Origin of the sequence: Clostridium sp. DSM 17811 (assembly GCF_018861905.1) — a bacterium.
GTDB lineage: Bacteria > Bacillota > Clostridia > Clostridiales > Clostridiaceae > Clostridium_AD > Clostridium_AD frigoriphilum.
Genome location: NZ_JAHLDU010000003.1, coordinates 269384 through 290620 on the forward strand (window position 1 = coordinate 269384; position 21237 = coordinate 290620).

General features: G+C 30.6%; 21 protein-coding genes and 2 pseudogenes. 17 read left to right on the top strand and 6 right to left on the bottom strand.

The window, feature by feature from the left end; all coding sequences use genetic code 11:
• Positions 1-231: 231 nt before the first annotated feature.
• The 7 genes from KPL44_RS06665 to KPL44_RS06695 all read left to right on the top strand — a co-directional run bounded on the left by KPL44_RS06665 (position 232) and on the right by KPL44_RS06695 (position 6801).
• Entirely contained in the window at positions 232-576 is a 345-nt protein-coding gene (locus KPL44_RS06665; RefSeq protein WP_216248105.1) for an HD domain-containing protein, read from the top strand.
• An 89-nt stretch (positions 577-665) separates the two neighbouring features.
• Positions 666-836 carry a hypothetical protein gene (locus KPL44_RS06670; RefSeq protein WP_216248106.1) on the top strand — a complete coding sequence of 57 codons (171 nt, stop codon included), beginning with the start codon at positions 666-668 and terminating at the stop codon, positions 834-836.
• A gap of 181 nt (positions 837-1017) precedes the next feature.
• Positions 1018-1476 carry an NUDIX hydrolase gene (locus KPL44_RS06675; RefSeq protein ID WP_216248107.1) on the top strand — a complete coding sequence of 153 codons (459 nt, stop codon included), beginning with the start codon at positions 1018-1020 and terminating at the stop codon, positions 1474-1476.
• 134 nt (positions 1477-1610) lie between these two features.
• Positions 1611-2516 (top strand): DUF4261 domain-containing protein, encoded by a 906-nt coding sequence (locus KPL44_RS06680; RefSeq protein WP_367302937.1) that lies wholly within the window; start codon positions 1611-1613, stop codon positions 2514-2516.
• Between the two features lie 290 nt (positions 2517-2806).
• Positions 2807-4417 carry an AAA family ATPase gene (locus KPL44_RS06685; RefSeq protein WP_216248108.1) on the top strand — a complete coding sequence of 537 codons (1611 nt, stop codon included), beginning with the start codon at positions 2807-2809 and terminating at the stop codon, positions 4415-4417.
• Between the two features lie 321 nt (positions 4418-4738).
• Positions 4739-5341, top strand: a complete 603-nt coding sequence (locus KPL44_RS06690; protein ID WP_216248109.1) for a hypothetical protein — start codon at positions 4739-4741, stop codon at positions 5339-5341.
• 434 nt (positions 5342-5775) lie between these two features.
• Positions 5776-6801 (top strand): protein kinase domain-containing protein, encoded by a 1026-nt coding sequence (locus KPL44_RS06695; RefSeq protein WP_216248110.1) that lies wholly within the window; start codon positions 5776-5778, stop codon positions 6799-6801.
• Positions 6802-6904: 103 nt separating this feature from the next.
• Here the strand turns inward: KPL44_RS06695 and KPL44_RS06700 are convergent.
• Positions 6905-7195, bottom strand: a pseudogene (locus tag KPL44_RS06700) (tyrosine-type recombinase/integrase); the annotation flags it as partial.
• A 16-nt stretch (positions 7196-7211) separates the two neighbouring features.
• On the opposite strand from KPL44_RS06700, the gene KPL44_RS06705 reads away from it, so the two are divergent.
• The 4 genes from KPL44_RS06705 (at position 7212) to KPL44_RS06720 (ending at position 10725) form a co-directional block, all read left to right on the top strand.
• Positions 7212-7358, top strand: coding sequence for a hypothetical protein (locus KPL44_RS06705; protein WP_216248111.1), 147 nt, complete (start codon positions 7212-7214; stop codon positions 7356-7358).
• Between the two features lie 334 nt (positions 7359-7692).
• Positions 7693-9651: an ATP-dependent DNA helicase gene (locus tag KPL44_RS06710; protein ID WP_253201643.1), complete on the top strand. Its 1959-nt coding sequence runs from the start codon at positions 7693-7695 to the stop codon at positions 9649-9651.
• Between the two features lie 227 nt (positions 9652-9878).
• Entirely contained in the window at positions 9879-10139 is a 261-nt protein-coding gene (locus KPL44_RS06715; protein WP_216248112.1) for a hypothetical protein, read from the top strand.
• Between the two features lie 205 nt (positions 10140-10344).
• On the top strand, positions 10345-10725 hold the full coding sequence (locus tag KPL44_RS06720) for a hypothetical protein (RefSeq protein WP_216248113.1): 381 nt from the start codon (positions 10345-10347) through the stop codon (positions 10723-10725).
• Positions 10726-10927: 202 nt separating this feature from the next.
• Here KPL44_RS06720 and KPL44_RS06725 read toward each other — a convergent pair whose 3' ends face one another.
• The 4 genes from KPL44_RS06725 to KPL44_RS06740 form a co-directional block, all read right to left on the bottom strand.
• Positions 10928-11125, bottom strand: coding sequence for a hypothetical protein (locus tag KPL44_RS06725; protein ID WP_216103549.1), 198 nt, complete (start codon positions 11123-11125; stop codon positions 10928-10930).
• 107 nt (positions 11126-11232) lie between these two features.
• The gene (locus KPL44_RS06730) at positions 11233-12555 is read right to left on the bottom strand and encodes a hypothetical protein (RefSeq protein WP_216248114.1); all 1323 of its coding nucleotides are present in this window, start codon (positions 12553-12555) and stop codon (positions 11233-11235) included.
• A gap of 86 nt (positions 12556-12641) precedes the next feature.
• Positions 12642-14105, bottom strand: coding sequence for a sensor histidine kinase (locus KPL44_RS06735; RefSeq protein ID WP_407935008.1), 1464 nt, complete (start codon positions 14103-14105; stop codon positions 12642-12644).
• The gene (locus KPL44_RS06740; RefSeq protein WP_216248116.1) at positions 14080-14781 is read right to left on the bottom strand and encodes a response regulator transcription factor; all 702 of its coding nucleotides are present in this window, start codon (positions 14779-14781) and stop codon (positions 14080-14082) included. The genes KPL44_RS06735 and KPL44_RS06740 overlap by 26 nt, the downstream gene beginning before the upstream one ends.
• Positions 14782-15930: 1149 nt before the next feature.
• Here KPL44_RS06740 and KPL44_RS06745 point away from each other — a divergent pair.
• The 3 genes from KPL44_RS06745 (at position 15931) to KPL44_RS06755 (ending at position 18521) form a co-directional block, all read left to right on the top strand.
• Positions 15931-16848, top strand: a complete 918-nt coding sequence (locus tag KPL44_RS06745) for a hypothetical protein (RefSeq protein WP_216248117.1) — start codon at positions 15931-15933, stop codon at positions 16846-16848.
• Between the two features lie 189 nt (positions 16849-17037).
• Positions 17038-17556: a GNAT family N-acetyltransferase gene (locus KPL44_RS06750; RefSeq protein ID WP_216248151.1), complete on the top strand. Its 519-nt coding sequence runs from the start codon at positions 17038-17040 to the stop codon at positions 17554-17556.
• A gap of 68 nt (positions 17557-17624) precedes the next feature.
• Positions 17625-18521 carry an HNH endonuclease gene (locus KPL44_RS06755; protein ID WP_216248118.1) on the top strand — a complete coding sequence of 299 codons (897 nt, stop codon included), beginning with the start codon at positions 17625-17627 and terminating at the stop codon, positions 18519-18521.
• A 234-nt stretch (positions 18522-18755) separates the two neighbouring features.
• Here the strand turns inward: KPL44_RS06755 and KPL44_RS25210 are convergent.
• Positions 18756-18878 (bottom strand): annotated as a pseudogene (locus KPL44_RS25210) (tyrosine recombinase XerC); the annotation flags it as partial.
• Between the two features lie 74 nt (positions 18879-18952).
• Here KPL44_RS25210 and KPL44_RS06760 point away from each other — a divergent pair.
• The 3 genes from KPL44_RS06760 (at position 18953) to KPL44_RS06770 (ending at position 21182) form a co-directional block, all read left to right on the top strand.
• On the top strand, positions 18953-19417 hold the full coding sequence (locus KPL44_RS06760; protein ID WP_216248119.1) for a cupin domain-containing protein: 465 nt from the start codon (positions 18953-18955) through the stop codon (positions 19415-19417).
• A gap of 221 nt (positions 19418-19638) precedes the next feature.
• Complete coding sequence (locus tag KPL44_RS06765; RefSeq protein ID WP_216248120.1) at positions 19639-20058, top strand: hypothetical protein; 420 nt, start codon at positions 19639-19641, stop codon at positions 20056-20058.
• Between the two features lie 341 nt (positions 20059-20399).
• Positions 20400-21182, top strand: coding sequence for an alkaline phosphatase family protein (locus KPL44_RS06770; RefSeq protein WP_216248121.1), 783 nt, complete (start codon positions 20400-20402; stop codon positions 21180-21182).
• The last annotated feature ends 55 nt before the right edge of the window (positions 21183-21237 follow it).

The window sequence follows — 21237 nt, forward strand, 5'->3', positions numbered from 1 at the left end:
CTATGCTAAAAAGTTATTTATTGGATAATAACAAGAAATTAAGATAATAAGATGTACTTAATAAGATGTTTATTTTAAATTAAGAGATTATGAAAAATGCCTTTATTGGCTCAATAAGGTCTTATACATTGATAATAATGATAAAGAGGCATTAGCCCATAAAAAAATTATCGAAAACAAAATAAAGTCTAAATTAAAATATTAAAAATCTAGTTTATGGAAGGAGATATTATGTTAAGTTCAAAAGAAGCAGAAAGAGAGCTGTCAATAGGGGCACAACTAAATCCAGGGCCTTGGATAAAACATAGCATGTCTGTTGGATTGAATGCTAAATTTATTGCAGATAAGATTGATATATTAGATAGCAATCAGGCTTATGTTATGGGAGTATTGCATGATATAGGTCGCAGAGAAGGCATAAAATCAATTATGCATACTATTGACGGGTATGATTATATGATGGGTATAAAACAAAAGGAGATTGGCAGAATATGCTTAACGCATTCTTATCCAATACAAGATGTAAATACTTTTTTTGGAAATTTGATTGCACAGAAGGACAAAAGATTTTCTTAACAAGTTTTATAAAGAATACGGTATATGATGATTATGACCGTTTAGTACAATTGTGTGATGCAATATCATTGCCCAATGGTGATTGCATAATGGAGAAAATGTTAATTGATGTGGCATTAAGACATGGGTTACCAGATTTCACTATTGATAAATGGAAAGCATTTTTAGGGTTGAAAAAGTACTTTGATAAATTGTGTGATTGCGATATATATACACTTTTACCAAATGTAATAGAAAATTCTTGTGAGAGTTTGTTATAAATTGGAATCTGTGTTAATAAACAAAATGTGCATACTGATGCTATAGTAAAGATTTAAACTTCTAATTAGGCTAATAATGGGCAGTCGAAAAAATGGGTACAGTGAAAATGAATAACTTGGTTATGGCGAACTAGTAGATTATGACGAAATACTCAGTATAAAATTTGGAGGGTGATATGGGATGGATAGGCATTTTACAGTTTCCGTATTTATAGTATATAAAGATAAAGTATTATTACATTTACATAAGAAGGCTAAAAAAATTCTTCCTTTAGGTGGGCATATCGAATTAAATGAATTGCCAGAAGAGGCATGTATTCGTGAAGCACAAGAAGAATCAGGTTTGAAAATAAATTTATACAATCCAATAAATAACCAGCTTAAGAATTCATGCGAATTAGTAGGAGAAAAATTGTTGATAAATCCTATGCACACAATTTTTGGTGAAATAAATCCAGAACATTATCATATAGACTTTGTTTATTATGCAACTGCAAAATCTTTTGATACAATACCAGGAGACGGGGAATCTAAAATTCTCAAATGGTATAATAAAGAAGATTTGAAAAACGCATATGACATTCAGCATAATATTTTAACAATGGCTAATGATGCGTTAGAATTGTTATCAGAAAGATAGATTGGTTCGTAAATTATTACATGGTTTTCTAAAAGTCCGTCATAAACAATTGTAAAAGTTACTCAGATAAATTGGACAGGTTATGTCTATAATGTGAAGTACAAAAAATAAATTTTATAAACTTAGCTAGGAGGGTGAGAAACAAAATGGGATTACTTGATAGGTTTAAAAAAGATAAAGTATTGAAACAGGAGTTAGATAAAAATGCGGATTTTCAATCGCTATTTCAAATTCATCTTTTATTTTGTGATAAACCAACTAAACTAGGGGCAAATATTATTAAGGAAGCTTTAAATAGAAAGTTTGGCGATATAGATGTTGTATCTGGAGATAAAAGTCTGACTTCATTTGCAGTGAAAAAATATACAGCAAAGTTTAAAGAGGGTTCTATTCCTCCACAGGTTTTGATGATGGAAGTTCAACCATTCAAAGAAGAAACTATTAGTGAATTCGAGAGGACTCAGTTATGGGATGTAAAAGATAATGAAGAACTGCTGGGAAGTTGCAAATATAGGCTAATTATTTCAGATATGATGGCAGCTACTATGGAATATAAAGAAAGATGTGAACTGTTGGTTGGTTGGCTAGAGGTTGCGCTAACCTTATTTCCTAATTGTACAGCAATTTGGGTTCCCTCGTCTGGGAAATTACTAACTTCAGAGCAAGTAAATAATAATAAGATTAAGGATGAAGACAAGTTTATATATTTATGTGTAAATGTGAGATTATTTAATATCCAGAATACAGAAGATATGTTGGTAGATACTCTAGGATTATATGCAATAGGATTGCCTGATCTTCAGTATCATTTTCATAATTTAAAACCAGATGATATAGTGGGACATGCTTTTAATGTAGCATCATATATATTTACTGCAAATGCACCAGTAAAGAGTGGTGAGACTATAGATGGACTTGAAGGTGGAAAGATGAGTAAAGTAGTTAGATGGAGATGCCAATATGAGGAATCGCTGATTCAACCAGTTAGAGAAGTGATGGATATCTGCCTCGGTGAATATGCTTCAGGAACAAGACAATAATGCTGCCACTATTATCTTGAAGCATTGAAATTGAAATAAACTAACTAAATACTTCACATCATTCATATACCTATTAGGCTAATAATGTGATGTATCAACCTTGTTCTGGTATAATATTTATAGAAATATTCAATAAAAAAGAACTCCTGTATAAGTGAATTCAAGTAGACTTGCTATTTGAGTTAGTAGAGTAAATTAAGCGTTAATTAATCAGGAAGAAATTCTAGTTACTGAACTTAGAATAAAACCGAATGTAGGAGAAATTTAAAAAAGAAATGAGAGGATAATAAATGACAAACTTTAGATTTGAAATACAAACATCAAACAATGGATTGCTGGACATTCCTCTAGCAGAAGGAAATGCTTTATTTGTACTTGGTGCAAATGGCGTTGGTAAATCTACATTAATGCACAATCTATTTCATCAAAACATCAATCATACAAAGCGTATATTAGCTCACAGACAAACTTGGTTTAATAATAACTCAATGGATATGACTGCTTCGCAAAAGAAGAATACAGAGCAAAATATGCGAATTAGTGATGATCAAGTCTACTCAAGATGGAAAGATGATTATTCACAAGCAAGATCAAGTATATCAATTTTTGACTTAATTAATTCGGAAAATATTAGAGCAAGAAAAATTGCAGGGGCTGTAGACGCTAATAGTATAGAATTTGCTAAAAATCTTTCTCTTATTCAAGCGCCTCTTCAGGCAATAAATGAGATATTAGGAATTTCAAATATTCCAATCATAATAACATTAGGAAAAGATGAACAACTTCTTGCATCAAAAAATGGAAGTGAACCCTACAGCATAGCAGAACTCTCTGATGGAGAGAGAAATGCATTATTAATTTGTTCCGATGTTTTAACAACTGAACCAAATTATTTAATAATACTAGATGAGCCGGAAAGACACCTTCACCGTTCAATAATTTCACCTTTATTATCATCCCTATTTCAAAAAAGAAAAGACTGCGTTTTTGTTATATCTACACACGATGTTTCTTTACCAATTGACCATTCAAAATCAAGTGTATTACTTTTAAGAAGTTGCCAATGGAATGGGAAAAGTATAAACGATTGGGATGCAGATTTAATTCTTGAAGCGGATAAAATACCTAATTCTGTTAAACATGAAATACTTGGTGCAAAACGTAACATTTTATTTGTTGAAGGTGAAAATGAAAGCCTTGATCGACAAATTTACCAGCTTATATTTCCAAACATCACTGTTATTTCTCAAGGTAGCTGTACTCAAGTAGAAAAGTCAGTTGAAGGAATTAAAGGAACAGAAAATTTACATTGGATTAATGCATATGGACTTATTGATGCAGATGATAGAACAAAAGAACAAATTCAAACTCTATTTGCTAAAGGAATTGCTGCGTTAGAATGTTACTCTGTCGAGTCGCTTTATTATAACTTAAAAGTTGTTAGCAGAATTGCGAAGCGTTGTTCAGAGGTAACAGGTGTTGACGAAAAAGAGCTTTATAATAAGGCAATTTCAGAAATTGTAAAAAACATACAGCCGCATAAAGAAAGATTATGTTCTAGATTATGCGAAAAGCAAGTCAGGAATAATATTATGACCGCTTTGCCCAAACACAAAGACATTGCACTACGTGGTGAATTTGAATATAAACTTGATTTGAAAGATATTATTGAAAAAGAAGAATCTTTATTCGATAAATTAGTCTCTGGCAATGATCTTGATGGTTTGATTAGTCGTTACCCTGTTAGAGAGACGCCAGTGTTGGCAAGTATTGCAACAGGCTTAGGTCTGACACGTGAAAAATACGAAAGTGCAGTTAGGAAACTAATAATTGATGATAAAGACGCAAGGAAATATTTTAAAACATTGCTAAATAATCTGACAAGCCTAATTGACAAATAAGAATACAACCAAAAGTGAACAAAGTGAATGGATTTATAAATATTAAATAGAGACTGAAATAAAGGGAATATTTACTTTTTGAAATCCATATTAGGTTAAAATGATTGGTTAGTGGACATCAAATGGAGAGAGAACCAGCTTCCCATTATTCTTATAATTGATAAACTAAGTAAGTCTCAAATTGTACAGAATATGTCCACAATATGTCCACAATAAAAGGTTGGAAATGAACAATCAATTCATTAATGTAGTGAATACCAATATTATGGGACAGATTATATTAGTGCAAGAAGAGTGTATCCGGAATCTGGAGGGATAAACATGAATCAATATTTATTAGATACGCAATTCGCTACAAGTGAGTTGATAAAAATTATAATTTTTGAAGAAAATGAAATGAGAAACCTTAAATCAAAATATAAGGAAAAGAAATCACAACATGATTTACTATATAGAGATTTTATTAGGAAGGAGTTAGACCCTGATGAAAACTTTACAGAGGGTCAAATGATGCAATCATTTTATATGCAATCAAAATATTATTTGGAAATATTGCAGCCAATAATAGAAGAAATTAAGATATTAGAAAGGTCAATAAATATAAAGGATGGATCAATAAGGGCTTTATCGGGGGCTCTATTACAAATAGCTAAACAAGGGATTAGTGTAGTATATAGAGGCCTAAGCGGGTGTCCAGATGGAAGGATTATTAAGAATGAAAGTCTAAAAAATATTATTTGGCAAGCTCGTAACCAATCAATCCATTATGAAGAGTCAAAATTTAGCCCTGCAGTGGTTAGTTGCTTTAATAATTTACAATTTGCCTCACTATCCAATATTAATATGGCTAAAGATATCTTTAATTTAATAGGTTGGAATGATTATTGTGACTATGAGGACGATATGGTTTCATTATTAGGATAGGGCTTTAATAAAAGACATAATAAGAATTTGCAATTTATAATGGATGATTAAAGTAAAGGCAACAAACTTATTCAAGATTGCCTCAGTTCCATATATCTAACTTATACTGATTTTTTATAGTTTGTGTGTAGGGCCTAATGCATATCAGAAAAATTAATAATCATAATACATTTAAATATTGTTTTTTTTAAGGAATGTATTCAATAGAAATGTGTGTGACAGCTATATGAGCTATTTCTTATAAAAAATATGTAATTTATAAGAGGTTTATTTGTGGTCACTAATGAGTTGAAAATAAATGGGATACAATTGAATTGTTACAAAACATAATATCGGGAATAAAAATATTAATGTTAATTTTTGGACAAGTATGTATGATATGAAACAGGCACGTTATAAAATTTATTGATTGAAGATAGGTAGGCGTAGAAATTATGTTAGGTGAAGATAGGCTATATGAGTTCAAAGAAGGGAAACTATATATTTCTAATAAAGAAATATATTTATTAAAGTATAAATTCATCAAGATACTCGGAAATGGAGCAAGTGGAGTTGTATTAAAAGGAATAGACACCTTAACCGATAGAGAAGTTGCCATTAAAATTTGGTTACCCAGAAAAAATTGTAAATATCCAGACAAAACACGGTTTTTGGAGGAAATAAAAAAAGTATCAAAATTAAACAGTTCTAGAATAGTACAATTATATGATGCTAATTACATTGATGAAAACTATTTTTATGCTGTATTTGAATTAGTGGATGGGAAAACACTTAAAGAGTGGTTGAGTGAGGGTAAGGGTATTGATGATAGGTATAAAATAACATGTTTGATCTGTGAAGAAATGGAATTAGTACATGATAAGAAAATTTATCACGGAGATTTACATACAAAAAATATTATGATTACAGATAATGATGACATAAAATTATTGGACTTTAATACGAGTATATTTGCAAGAAGAAAACAAGATGATCCACATAAAAGAGAAGGAAAGCTAATATTAGAAACTGGTTTAAAACTTTTGCCAGAAGAAAATGAATATAAATTTTTAGATGAAAAAATTTCGGAATGTCCGCCTGTATGTGTTCCAAAAGTTTTATTAAGCTTAGCTCAAATGATCTGGAAGGCTGAAACATGCACTAGTGAGCTAGATGATTACGGAAAGAACCTATTTATATTTAGTTTTGGTGAGTATATAACAAAGGCGCCATTTTTTAATTTGAATAGTATTGTGAAATATTTTGTTAGGTGTAACTATGAGAATAAATATATATATTTACTCTTAGGATATATATCCCATGTGTGCAAAGAAAAATTGAACAGACAATATAATTTAAATATAGAACCATTAAAATTAAATGAGAATAACATGAGTGAGTTAATAAGAGTTTATAATGAATGGAGAATTGAATTTATAAAAAGGATTGAAGAAGTAAATTTACCTTATAGTAATCTATAATTATTGGGGTTTAAGGCGTTGAGGATTAGACTGAGCTATTAAAGGTAGTTCTTAACTACCCATTATTCTTATAACTGGAATAATCTCGTGGTTGGAAATAAAGCTAATTAAACATCATAGCTAATGGATTTGAGTTTACTGCAGATTGTAATTGATGCTCATCGATATGGGTATATATTTCAGTTGTAGGAATACTTTCATGTCCAAGTATTTGTTGCAGGGATCTGATATCTACTCTACCATATTTATACATAAGAGTAACTGCCGTGTGGCGAAGTTTGTGGGTTGATATGGATTTTGGGTTAAGCCCAGAAGAGATAACATAATTCTTTACAATATTTTGAACTGCGCTTGTAGTGATGAGGTCATTATTTCTAGATATAAATAATGCATTATTCTAGAGATAAATAATGCATTATTCTAGAGATAATGGTGTTAGCAAATATTGTGTTGGTGTTGATTGTTCAGGACTTATTACAATTTGCTGGGGTGTTGCAAAAAGATTGTATACTAAAACTATTACTGAAATTGCATCATCTTTAGATTCAATGGATTAACTTCTACCTGGAAGTTATTTTTTATGTGATTTTATCTGATTGTGTATTCAATGCGCATTTCTATTATCGCAGAGTATTAGTAGTAAGTACTCTACTTCTTGTTTATGAAATCCTAGGAAATTGACTGGATTTTGTGTAATATAAATTAAATTATTAAAAGATGTAATTTTTTTTTACATTGTTAATGTTATAATACTTATTGAAAAAGTTTAGAATGTAAGGGTGGTTATGTTTAGTGTATAAAGAAAAACTATGTGCATGTACATAACTGAAAGTAAATTTTCACATAATATTTTCTATGGTATTCCATAGGCTATAACAGGAGGATAAAATTTTGTATAAGAAAATAGGGCACCCCTTTGATTATAAAACAAAAAAAGAGTTTCCAAGTAAGTTGATGGATTGGATTGGCGATGTTTTTTACGATATTCTTCCGGAACACGGATATGAGATACGTGATGAACAAATATATACTGCGTTTCAGCTTGCCGATGCAGTTTGTAATAAAAAAGTTCATCTGGCTGAGGCTGAGGTAGGTACCGGAAAGACCTTCGCCTATTTACTCACTGCAATTGCCTACGCTGATTTTAGTGGAAAGCCTGTAGTAATTGCATGTGCCTCAACAGCACTTCAGGAACAGCTGGCAGGGCCAAAGGGAGATATTCAAACACTTTCCCGAATACTGGGATTAGAAATAGATGCGCCAATGGCAAAGGATCCTCGTCAGTATGTTTGTGATGAGAGAGTTAGTGGAATGGGGGGAGTATTTGGTGATGCAACAGCCTCTGATGAGATTAATCAATGGTTAGCCAGGACTACAAAAGGTGAACGCTCAGAAATGCCGCACATATCCGATAGTGTATGGAGACAGATTGGATGGGATGAGACTATGCCCTGTGATGCCTGTACCAGAAGAGGCTTTTGTAAGCTTGTTAAGGTAAGGGAACATTACAGATCTTCCAAGGATTTAATTATCGCTGATCATAGTATCTTTTTTCAGGACCTGTGGACAAGGGATGAAAGAATTGCAGACGGTAAAATGCCTATCCTTCCAGATTACTCGCTGGTGATTTTTGATGAAGGCCATAAAGTCATACTGCCTGCAGCCATGGGTGCTGGAAGAAAAATTCACAAAGAGGATATTGATAATATTATCCTTTCGATAGAGGAAATCCAGGGAGCAAGAACTTCAATGGTTGTAAGTGTAATTGCCTTGGGCCAGGCCACTTCTAACTTTTTTGAAAAACTTAATCAAAACGTAATAGATGATGAGCAATCAGAGCGTCTGGCGGTTCGTATCGATGATATACTTCTGAAAGCAGCTGATACTTTTCATAAGGCACTAGATCGGTTGCTCTTAGAGATACAAATTGAGGAAGAGCTATACATAAACGAGCTACCGGAAAGCACGTTACATACCTTTGAAATTCAAATAGAACTATCAATTACAGCCTTAGCCAGGTTTGGTAGGAACAAAGGGAGAGAGGTTATTATTTGGATAGATAGGGCAGACGGCAGCTTTTGGGTAGTTCCTCGGAATTTGAGCAATATGCTAAATAAACATTTATTTTTGAAAAAATTGCCTGTGGTGTTTACTTCAGGAACTTTAAGTGATGAGGGCGATTTTGGTTACCTTATGAGGACTCTGGGTTTAAAGAATCCGACAATATCAACGGTTGGAAGTCCCTTTAATATTGAAAAGCAGGTGGTGGTTTATTTACAGCCGCCATCCTTTGAGGATACTGACAGTGCCAAGTTTTCACGTAAAATCAAACAATTACTATGTTTGCTGAAAGAAAATGGAGGAAGAGCGCTGATACTTGTTAACTCTTTGAAGGAAGTTAGGAAAATAAGAAAAGAAATTAGTGGTTATGAGCTACCTTTTGAAGTTTTATGGGAGGATAAAGGTGAGCGAGGATATCTTGTCCAAAAGTTCCGTGCGGAAGTTACATCTGTATTAGTAGGTTCTACATTTTGGGAGGGAATTGATGTGCCCGGGGAGTCTTTATCTCTCGTTGTAGTTTGGCAGCTTCCCTTTCCTTCACTAGACCCTTTGATTGAAATGAGGCGCAAAGATGCAGAAGAAGAGGGGATGAATCCACTTATAACCGTTGATTACCCTGAGATGGGATTGAAGTTAAAACAAGGTTGTGGCAGATTAATTAGAAAAAAGGATGACCGTGGAGCAATAGCTGTCATGGATCAAGTAATAGGAACCCCATGGGAAAAGGTGGTTATGAGAGCTCTACCTAGAGGAGTGAAAATCAAAACTTTGGAGCATAGGGAGGTTTGAAATACCATACTTAAAGAAACTTTTTAATATATAAGTGATAGTAAGGTATATCTCTAAGATTGCTCCTATTACCATTCGTGCTTATATTCTTAAGAAATAAGCCAATGGCATTAAAAGTGTCATTGGTTTATGTTATAATTTTTTTGAGTTAAGGCTGTTATTTAGAAGCATAGTATATACTTGATTTGAAGAGAAATAGGTATTAAAAAAAGAAGGAGAGCGAAAAAATGGAACAGTTTTTTAAAGCAATAGATGAAAAGATAAGAAAGTCGGGATATCCTGGAGAAGTCAGTGGAGAAGAAATCTACGCTGAAATAAGTGATGAGGCCGAGGATCAAGAAGAAGGAAGTTATTTATTCATGAAGAGGCAAAATGATGATATCATGTTCGAATACAGAGTGGATATTTTAGAGGATAATATTAATTTAGCAACCCTCACGATAAATACACCAGAGAGAAAGTACTTTATTGATTTTGATGCTGAATAGATAAACGTATTGGGGGTGAAGATGAAAATTATATGCATTGCATAATGAGATAAGATTTTATATTTATTAACCACAAATTGTTATTATGGTGAAACAACATAAAAATTTATAAAATAATATAAGGGATGGTGCTTGCACATATGGCAAAGTAGGGGAAAAGAATAAGAGATATGCTGAAATTGTATTGTACCTTGAAGTAAGAGGGATGTTGGGTTTTAAAATAACAAAAGAGTATCCAAAAGCATATTTTATGGATTCTTCTTACCAAGGTAAGTATCAAATGACTTTAATTAATGATAAATTTATTAAGTTAAAATGTATGTGTGGTGGATTCTCTAAGAAAGTTAAAGGTGGAGATGTAATAATACCAAGAAAAGTATTGAGTGAAGAAGGAACATCATTACACTATTATGAAAATATTAAATTTGTAGAACAGTCTGAAATACTGATATCAAAAGGGTTAAGTTATTTTAACCAGTATTTTAATAAATATCAACTCAATACAGTTACAAATTGGGGAAATGATATTTCCCAACTTGTAATAGATAAACAATATGAACATGATTTAATATGGAAAAGCATTTAATAATACGGCCACAAACCCGTAAAGATATGCCAATGATTGGAATATTACTTACATTAAAGTAACTATGATAATTATGGTATAATTAAATGTATTTTATATATTTAGGATTATAGGTCTTTTCAATAAGAATTATATGATGATGTAGCTACAGAAAATAACATGGTAAAATTTCTTAAAGAAAGTCAAGATCGTACCAATTATTTTATGCTGCAAAAAATATTGGCACTAAAAGTATGGACCCTATAATGAGACATATGCCTGTAATACTTGTACCTTGAAGTATATATTTAATACCTTTTTTACTGTAACCATCCCTTTTAAAAGACCTCATTCCGATAATCCAAAGAAATAATGCTATTGTTATTATTAGAATATTCATTGAAAACAATATTTTAAGCATTTAAGCCTCCAAACTTTTGTAGTGTTTTACAATTAATTTATTAAGGAATTTCTTAAAGGTGTATAATATAAAAATATACACCCACTTCATGAGTAGTAAAAAAACAGCTATTTATCTAAACTAACAATATAAGTATTTATTTGACTATTACCTGCAAGAGAATCTCCATAAGTAAATGAGAAAGCGGAACTTGTACTATCCCAACAAATATTCGAAATGTCCACTCTTACCGGCACCTTCTTTTCTACTTCCTTACCATTCTTATCTATTGATTTAAATATATTATAAACAATCTTTGCTCCTTTATCTTTTAAAGTAGAAGAGTTAACTATTTCTTTTATAGCACCTGTCTTAACATCTATGATTTTAATAGATGGGTCAGGAGTAACGCCCTGGGTAGTGCCAATCTGATCAGCAAATTCTACATAAGCAACTTTACTTCCATCTGGTGATAATACGCTGGTAGTATAACATTTACCTTTAGGTAATTTTATGTCTTGTAGCTGTTTGCCAGATTCATCCATAATAATTGTTCCAAAAGTTCTATTTAAAAATACTCCATCAGATGATTGTCCACCGTTATTATCAAAATGATCAATTATAATTGTTTTACCCTTTTTATCTGCCGTTCGAGAGTACTTATTTGAAAAAATAGTTTTTATGTCTTTAGTCCTAACATCAACAGTGCATAATTTAACCCCTTCTTTTCCATTCTTATCTTGAGTATAAAAGAATTTACCTTCTACACTAGTTCCTAAATCTTTTATATCATCAACCCCAGATATCCAGGCACTATCGAATTTATCAGCATTATAGCTACCATTTGCATATATTTTCCCAGTTGTATCAATGATTTCCCATTTGTCAAAATAGTTTGCTAAAATTTTAGTGTTGCTTACCCATATAAATTGTGCATCACTATTAAGTTTTTCTGTATTTATATTTGTAATCTCACCTGTAGATAAATTTAATAATTTTACATTTTTATGAAGAAGGTCCCCAGAATCGAGAGTTTTTTTCCATTCAGCACTTCCGATTTTAGGAATGGTTCTTGCCTCTGAATAAAGAACATACTTTTTATCAGGAGACACACCCATAAGTTCAGCTATATTTACATCTTTAAAGTCTTTAGAAATTTTTGTATTTAAATTATAGATGCTGCAGTATCTTATAGGGATGGTAGAATCCGGGTTCTTAAACTCTCCTTTTTTAGTTAATGTTAAAACCTCATTGTCATTAATCCAAGCCGTACTTTCAATTTTTTGATATTTGTCGATTTGATAGCCATTTTCATTTGTTTGAGCAGACGGCTTGTATGCCATTACCTTTATGTTCTGTATAGCTGAAGTATGATAGTTTATAGCATATGCACTCATGCCACCTACAACTCCTACCGTTAAAATCAGGGATAAAATCTTTTTTCTAACCATTGAATTTTCCTCCTTGTATCTATCTAATCTTATAGTAACAAAAACTTTTCACAAAATTATAAACAAATGTCACAATTTTGTAAATTCTATATAGAAAATTCAACAAAAAAAATAGTGCCTTCATTTAGCTTAGAATCTACATTTATAGTGCCCTGTTGCTTTTTAACCAACTTTTCCACCAAAGCTAGGCCTAGCCCAGCACCCCCTGTTTCACGACTTCTATGACTTTCAACTCTATAAAATGGTTCGAAAATTTTATACAAATCTTTTTTACAAATACCTATCCCTGTATCAGCAACTTTTATAGTTATTTTATTACCATTTTTATGACATTCTATATCTATACTTCCATTAGGCCTATTATATTTTATAGCATTATCAATTAAATTAATAATAATAATTCTCAAGCTTTCTTCATCTATTGTAACAATAATATTTTCAACATCACAGTTGAAAGTTAAGTTGTTTTTATTTATTTTCCCCATGATTCGCGCGCAAATTTCATCAAATGTTTCCTTTAAATTCACTTCTTTTTTCTGTGTTTCAAAGTCATATTTCTCTAAAGCAGACAAATTTAAAACCTTATCTACCATAGTTGCCAAACGATCACATTCTTTTGATATATTTAAGGTTCCATCATTAATTAAACTTAAGTCATTTTCATACATCCCAATTAATTCTGCATATGCTTTTATAATAGTAATTGGAGTCTTAAACTCATGAGTTACGTTGCCTATAAATTCCTTTTGTTCCTTGTCCATTTTTTGTAATTTATCTATTGCCAGACTCAAAGAATCTCTCTCAACTTCAAGATCTTCAATATTTTTCTCTATAGTATTACTCATGAATACTATACCTCTGCTTAGCTCCCCTAATTCATCATTACGATTGACTAGTTGTATTTTATTAAAATCACTTTTTCGAATATTTTCTACTGAATCTTTCATTATATATATATCTCTGGTGAGATTGGAAAAGTAAAAAATGCCAAGAATTACACCAAATATCAAAGCTAGAAAACCTGTTCCATAAAACATTTTTTTTGTATTATCATAAAATAAACTGCTCTCTTTAACTGAATATTCAAGTTCTAAAATTGCTACTATACCATTTTTATATTTAATTGGTGAATAAAAATATATTACATTATTATTTTTTATAAATGATACTTTACCTTGAATAGCATATTTAATCATAAGATTTTTATCTTTATTTTCATTTAACTTACCATCCACCTTAAATCCTGAAAGCAGATCTCCTTTCGTATCATATACACTAGCCGGTATAGTTCTAAGCCAAGGCTTGTTAAATATGCTTCCTCTAGCAAGTTGAGCCTTATTACTAGTTCCATTCTCACCTAAGTTAGAGCGTTCACTAAAATATTGCTCAAACATATCCTTTTGCTTAAACAGAGTAGCTTGATCTTGCTTATGTTGATAATTTTTTATTCCGTTAAGTACAGAAATGCTCAAAAATGATATAACAACTAATAAGAGTGAGGCTGTAAAAGCTATAAGTTTGAATTTAATCCCTATTTTCAAATAATTCATCAACCCCTTTATAGCCTACTCCATGAACAGTTTGTATTAATTTTTCATAAGTATAACCCAACTTTTTTCTTATTCTTTGAATATGTGTATCAACTGTTCGTGTACCGCCAATATATTCCATGCCCCATACTATCTCCAAAAGCCGATCCCTGGAATAGACTACATTTGGATTTAAAAGAAACAAATATAATAAATCAAATTCCATTTGTGTAAAATCTATTTTTAGGTTTTTTACACTTACGCTTCTTTGTTTTTTATTAATATTAAAATCTTTAATATTAATTAGATTATCATTACGTTTCTCATCTGTTGCTTTTTTAAACCTTCTTACTAAAGACTTTACCCTTGCAATAACTTCCCTTAGATCAAAAGGTTTTGTTAAATAATCATCTGCTCCTAGTTCTAGGCCTACTAATTTATCTACAATATCATTTTTTGCTGTAAGCATAATAATGCCTATATTTTCTTTTTCTAATTTTTTGCAAACATCATATCCGTTCATTACAGGTAGCATTAAATCCAGAATTATTATATGTGGATTAAAGCTTTTTACTTTATCAAGGGCTTCTTGTCCATTATAAGCTTTTTCTACTAAATAACCCTCTCTTTTTAATGCACAATCTAATACATCTAAGATGCTTTTTTCATCATCTACTACAAGTATTTTCTCGTTCAAATTTTGCACCTCCATAGTTTGCAGTAGATAGCTTATTTGCTAAAGTACCTACTCTATAATTATATTTTAATTAAGTTTTATTTACCGCGTTTATTGATGTGTTTTAAATTCTCCATATGGTTAATAGTATATATAACATTAGTACAATTTACAACGATATCCAATATGGTTTATATATTACAATAATCGGGTGGTTCTTATGTGTTATTAATTTCTCAACATTTAACGAGTAACGAAGTCACAAATTTTATGGTTTATTGTTGTTAAAACTAAAAAAATTGATGAACATATTACGATGGGGGATGAATTATGGTATTTAAAGAATTTGGAAATAAGAATAATAAAGCTATCATTCTTATACATGGATATGTTGTAGCATGGAAAATGTAGAAACCTCAAATAGCTGTTTTTAGATATTCACTTTCAAATTCAATAGCTAATATTAAAACAGATATACCATATTGTTATGGCTTCAAGTAGGCTTTGCTTGCGAAAAAGTATACTAAATGTATTTTAACAATAGTACCGAATATTAAAATCAAGGTTTTTAAAGGCCTTGACCACGGAGAACTATGTATAGGTAATCCCGATTTATATATAAAACAAGCTACTAAATTTTTTCATTCATAGCGTAATTATAAAATTAGATGATGTAATTATTATTTTATAAGGGTTATCAAAGGATCCGTTGTTATAATTGACATCTTTTTTTGACTAAGTGTATCATAAAACATATAAAACCGCATGATACACTTTTACAACAGATTAAGTAGGTTTATAGAAGTTATTATCTCTCTTTTCCAATGTCTCAGTTAATTATCGTTTATTGATAATTATTAATATTTTTGTAATTATAAGTATTTACTCTTATAAGGTTATGTATAAAACAATAATTAGCTACGTAAATTAGAAAAAAATATTTTAGTAATCTAGGGTTAGTTTTTTTGCGAAATATAAAGGAAAATTATGAATGTTTGTTGAATTATGTAAAGAAAGCATCATAAAACAAGTAATTTGTTAACTTTACATAATGTCTATAATGGGAAGTCAAAAAAATTTAATGCTAAATTGATAAATATAGGGAAAATCGAAGATAATTAGATCACTTATGTAAGATAAATAAGTCTAATCAAAAAAGGAGAAATAAAAATGAAAAAGTTATCAAAAACTCTTTTTGAACAATTAAATAGCTATATGGATACAGACGCTAGACCATTGGAAAAATCTATATTCAATTATTATTTTAATGATTCAAGTGGTTATGATATATTAGATTCATTAGAAGCATTTCAAAACACAGATGGAGGTTTTGGTAAGGGTATAGAACCCGATTTTAAACTTATAAAGTCCTCACCAATGGCAACATCGATTGGCTTAAGATATTTGAGTAAGTTAGACAATAGTGATAGGGCACAAAATATGATTGCAAAGGCTGTTGAATATCTTGAGACGACTTTTGATAGTAATAGAAATGGTTGGTATAGTGTTCCAAGTATTGTTAACAACTATCCTCATGCACCTTGGTGGGAATTTAGAAATGATATAAATATGACAGTTATTGATTATTCATGGGGAAATCCTACTGCAGAATTGATAGGGTATGTTTATAAGTACAAAAAATACCTCAATAACCTAGATATTTATTCTTTAATAAATTATGCTATAACTAATTTAAATAAACGTACAGAGTTTAACTCAGAACATGAAATAATAAGTTATATTCATATGTATAATACTCTAGAAGAAGAAGTTTCTAGCCAAATTATAGATACATTAAATTTAGCTGTTTCTAAATTAGTGAACATACACCAATTTGAGTGGATAAATTATGTACCGACACCATTAAAATTTATAAACTTAGATTCTAAGAACTTTTTTGGAATTGAGGGTAAATTCATAGATCAAAATTTAGATTATTTAATAGATCGGCTTGAAGAAGATGGTAAGATATTACCTACATGGCAGTGGGACAAATATTTAGAAGAATGGGAAATTGCTAAGATTGAATGGATGGGAATCCTAACCCTTGAGGCTTTATTGTCTTTATTAAAGTTTAATCGAATATAGTTAGGGTCATAGGAAAGACTTTTCATAAAGTTGGTCACAATCAACTGTTAGAATTACTGAAAAAATTAGATAAACTGGACAGGTTATGTCTATAATTGGAAGTGTAAAATGAAAGTTTAACGGGGATATGTCCATCTTGTATAATATGACGAAATAATGGGTTCATATATTTTGAGGGGAGGAATAAAAGTGGAATTTTATATTAGACCAATAAATGTTGGTGATGGTAAAGGTATCAATGAATTAAGACGCATGCCGGGTGTATTTGAAAATATTTTAGGTATTCCGTCAGAGAGGATAAAACGCAATGAAGATTTCATTGTTAATATGGATGTCAATCAACATGTGTTTGTTGCTGCTTCAAAGCTTCAAAATGGTGAAGAAATGATTATAGGCACTGCGGGCTTAACTGTAAATGCTAATCATCGCATACGACATAGCGGTAGCATCGGCATAATGATTCACAAAGCCTATCAAAATAAAGGTGTTGGTAGTGCCCTAATGAATGCACTTATTGATGTGGCTGACAACTGGTTAATGCTTGTTAGAATTGAATTGACTGTTTTTGAGGATAATAAGCGAGCTATAAACTTGTATGAGAAGTTTGGATTTGAAAAGGAAGGGATTAAGCGTCTTGCAGTAATAAGAAATGGAAAATATGAAAACGAATATTTAATGGCGAGAATAAACTCTGCTCATATACAATGAGAAAATTGTTAATTCGAAATATTTAATTAATATATAATATTTTATATCTATAAATCGGGAGGGTCATTATGATTGAAAAAACATGTGAAATTATTAATGATGAGTATTGTTGCGATATTGATATAACTATTGAGGAATGGAAACAATTATTAACTAATCCTACAGTTTTTGATGATAAAAGCAAAGAAGCTATAAAAAAATGGTATATAGAACCTAGATATTCTGCTACTTGTGGTTATATAGGTAAAAAATATAATGAGCACAGTATGAGCGCTAATGGAATTATAAATGGTTTAGCGGGAAGGGTCCAAAAGGAGCTTGGACGGTTCGTTGTGAAGGGAGTAGGCGGTATAGCGGTAGGAACAAGATTTATTGTGGTGATGAAAAGCAAACTGATAGATGTAAAACCAAAGACTTGGGAGTGGACAATTAGAGAGGAGCTTATTAAAGCTATTGAGGAATTAAATATATTTTTAGATAATAGTTATACAGATGATGCCCTTGTTTCAGATATCGGCGATAGTGATATTTCTTCGGATACCCAACACTTTGAATATAGTGGTAAATCTAAAAATAGGAAAGAACCTATTTATGTACAAAATAAATATTTATATCCTCGAAGTCACAAGGTATCAATAAATGCTTTACGACATGCAAATTATAAATGTGAATTTGATAATACTCATTTAACATTTACTAGAAGGAATTCAGGCTTAAACTATACTGAACCTCATCATTTAGTACCAATTGCTTACCACAATAATTTTGAAGTTTCTCTTGATGTTGAAGAAAATATTGTTTCTTTATGCGGTAATTGTCATAAGCAAATACATTTAGGACAAGGTTTTGAAGTAATGCTAGAAAAGCTATATAATGAGCGAAAAGATTTGTTAAAGATGGTTGGTATATATATATCCTTAGATGAGTTGATTAAACTATATAAAAATGATAAATGCGAAAATTGAATCATAGAATTTAAGGCATCAACAAGTAACTAATTAATGATGACCAGTCACTATATTGATTATACAAAAGGAGAAGATTATGTGTGAGAATTGTTGCATAAATGCGATCTATCAAACAGTTCAGTTGTAAGTTGATTGAGAGTATACAGATTTAGATCAAAGGAATAATTAGCTCGTTTTTACAACTCTGCTTACAATTATTTATAAAACGTAATTACCGTCAATAGACTGTAACTATAAATATAAATTAAACATCATAGCTAGAGGAGTGGAGTTCACAGCAGATTGTAATTGATGTTCATCGATATGAGTATAGATCTCAGTAGTTGCAACACTTTCGTGACCTAGAATTTGTTCTTGTTGTGGCAAAGGTGAAATGGGTTTTTGAATAACATTTTATTACGTATTAGTGTATTGAAGGGAGAAATGTAATGAATAACATATCTAACATTGATAATATTCCCAAGGAATATATGTATGATCCTGATTTTCAATCTAAACTGAAAACGATATTAATAGGCGACGCCATTGGATGTGAAAAAATTTATGTGAACATAGACTATGTAAAACCTGGTGCTGAAAGTACAAAGTATCATTCACATTCAGTACAGGAAGAATTCTTTCTCATATTAAGTGGAAAAGGGCTATTGAGAATAGACGGAGAAAAAATATTAATAAAGAAAGGTGATGTTATTTCGAAACCTGCTGGTAAAAATATCACACATCAGTTTATAAATAATAGTTTAGAAATATTGCAGATACTTGATATAGGAACTCGTGAAAAAGATGATATTATTACATATCCAGATGAAAATGTAATTTATTTAAAAGATAAAAAATTAGTTTTTGATATTAACGATAGTATTAAAGATTGGACATCAGAACTGAATGAATAATATTCTTTTATATCGACACAAGTAAACCTATATAACTAGATATGGGTTTACTTTATTAAGCGCGTATTTATATTCTGAATGTAACACAATTGAGTTACATTCACATTGTTGCTATTGGCCATTCTTTAAAAATTAACTATACTCAATTTATAGTAATTATGGTATAGTTTAATATACATTGTTAGTTAAATATTGTAAATAAAATAAAGGGAGATGGGAAAGTGAAAGATAAGTTTATTTGGGCTATTGCTATATTTATAATTATCACCATTAGTATTTTGATATATTTTTATGTAAATACCACATATACATATCAGAAAATTGATATTTATACTGCTAAAAATTTTAATAAAGAAAAAAATACTCCCCTTATATCTATTAATGACAAAAATAAATTGAAAGAAATTTCAACAATAATAAGAAAGTCTAAAAAAATGCCAGGAATTTTAAATGTAGTATCACCAGAGTATATATTAGAGATACATGGTTTTAATAAAAGTATGCACACTGTATATTTGTGGATAGGGAAAGATAGTGTTAAGGGTATGTATATGTATAAAGATAATACTGAATCAGGATATTCTATTTCAGAGACGAACGCTCAGAAACTAAGAAAAATAGTAATTACTGCAAATAATTAAGTCACACTTTTCAGAATAGTAATATGTGTTTGTAAATTTTGCTAGAGATATTTTAAATAAGAAAAGTGTGATTTTTGTAATTAGATAACAAAATTGGAGGTTTTTAGTATAGGAGTTTTAGAAGATATATTTTCAGTATTATTCGTCAAGGACAAATTTTGGCATGTTCATTTTGTTTATTATATATATAAAATGTGAATGATGTATAGGCTAGATTTGTAAACAACAAATGACGGGAAAGAGAATACTTGTTTATAATAAAGCTTATTTATATAAAATGGCACATTAGAAATCAGTCAGAACAAAATGCAAAATCTGAAGAAGATGATTGGAGGTACTTTATGGACATAAGACATCTAGACTATAATAATTCTATCGTGAATTTGGCTTGCTCAGTATTGAAACATTACGGAGCAGAGAACCATCATGAAACTTTAGCAATATTTGATAACTATTTAAAGAAAAATTATAAAAATGTTGTGGTCATGTTATTAGATGCTCTAGGCGTAGACGCCTTAGAAAACCATCTTGATAAAGGAAGTTTTTTTAGGAGGCATTTTGTGTCAGAAATATCTACAGTGTTTCCACCCACCACAACTGCGGCAACAACTTCTATTGAAAGTGGATTGACGCCTAAGGAACATGGGTGGCTTGGTTGGAGTTTATATTTTAGCGAAATAGATAAGATTGTGAATGCTTTTATTAACACACTGGGAGCTAGTGATGAAAAAGCTGCTGATTATCACGTGGCTGGAAAAATAATTTCTTATAAAAGCATATATGATATTATCAATAAAACTGGTAATGCTACAGCTTACAGTGTGTCACCTTTTGGCACCAATAAAGTTTCCTCACATGTTGAAATGTTTAAAGAGGAATTTTACAAAGACTTTGGCAAGGATTTTTTATTGTTTTCCAAGGCGGAAGTCTTAGAAGGGAATTTATTTGGAGAGGGTCAAGCCCATAAAAAATTTGAGGAGTTTATTGGTGATTTCTTGGCAGTTGCCATTGGGGACCAAGGCATTGCATACAGTCCTAAATCAAAACAGTTCTTATCAAATCATGCAGGAATGACCAAGCAGGAGATGATGGTACCATTTATTGTGGTTGAGAGTCATGGTTAGTTCGCATCTTTCATAAATGTTACATTAATCGTGATTCTGTGATATGTGAATAAAT

Coding starts and splice junctions, on each gene's coding strand:
- KPL44_RS06665 (WP_216248105.1), top strand. CDS start 232: ATGTTAAGTTCAAAAGAAGCAGAAAGAGAGCTGTCAATAGGGGCACAA.
- KPL44_RS06670 (WP_216248106.1), top strand. CDS start 666: ATGGAGAAAATGTTAATTGATGTGGCATTAAGACATGGGTTACCAGAT.
- KPL44_RS06675 (WP_216248107.1), top strand. CDS start 1,018: ATGGATAGGCATTTTACAGTTTCCGTATTTATAGTATATAAAGATAAA.
- KPL44_RS06685 (WP_216248108.1), top strand. CDS start 2,807: ATGACAAACTTTAGATTTGAAATACAAACATCAAACAATGGATTGCTG.
- KPL44_RS06690 (WP_216248109.1), top strand. CDS start 4,739: ATGAATCAATATTTATTAGATACGCAATTCGCTACAAGTGAGTTGATA.
- KPL44_RS06695 (WP_216248110.1), top strand. CDS start 5,776: ATGTTAGGTGAAGATAGGCTATATGAGTTCAAAGAAGGGAAACTATAT.
- KPL44_RS06705 (WP_216248111.1), top strand. CDS start 7,212: ATGCATTATTCTAGAGATAATGGTGTTAGCAAATATTGTGTTGGTGTT.
- KPL44_RS06715 (WP_216248112.1), top strand. CDS start 9,879: ATGGAACAGTTTTTTAAAGCAATAGATGAAAAGATAAGAAAGTCGGGA.
- KPL44_RS06720 (WP_216248113.1), top strand. CDS start 10,345: ATGTTGGGTTTTAAAATAACAAAAGAGTATCCAAAAGCATATTTTATG.
- KPL44_RS06725 (WP_216103549.1), bottom strand. CDS start 11,125: ATGCTTAAAATATTGTTTTCAATGAATATTCTAATAATAACAATAGCA.
- KPL44_RS06730 (WP_216248114.1), bottom strand. CDS start 12,555: ATGGTTAGAAAAAAGATTTTATCCCTGATTTTAACGGTAGGAGTTGTA.
- KPL44_RS06735 (WP_407935008.1), bottom strand. CDS start 14,105: ATGAATTATTTGAAAATAGGGATTAAATTCAAACTTATAGCTTTTACA.
- KPL44_RS06745 (WP_216248117.1), top strand. CDS start 15,931: ATGAAAAAGTTATCAAAAACTCTTTTTGAACAATTAAATAGCTATATG.
- KPL44_RS06755 (WP_216248118.1), top strand. CDS start 17,625: ATGATTGAAAAAACATGTGAAATTATTAATGATGAGTATTGTTGCGAT.
- KPL44_RS06760 (WP_216248119.1), top strand. CDS start 18,953: ATGAATAACATATCTAACATTGATAATATTCCCAAGGAATATATGTAT.
- KPL44_RS06770 (WP_216248121.1), top strand. CDS start 20,400: ATGGACATAAGACATCTAGACTATAATAATTCTATCGTGAATTTGGCT.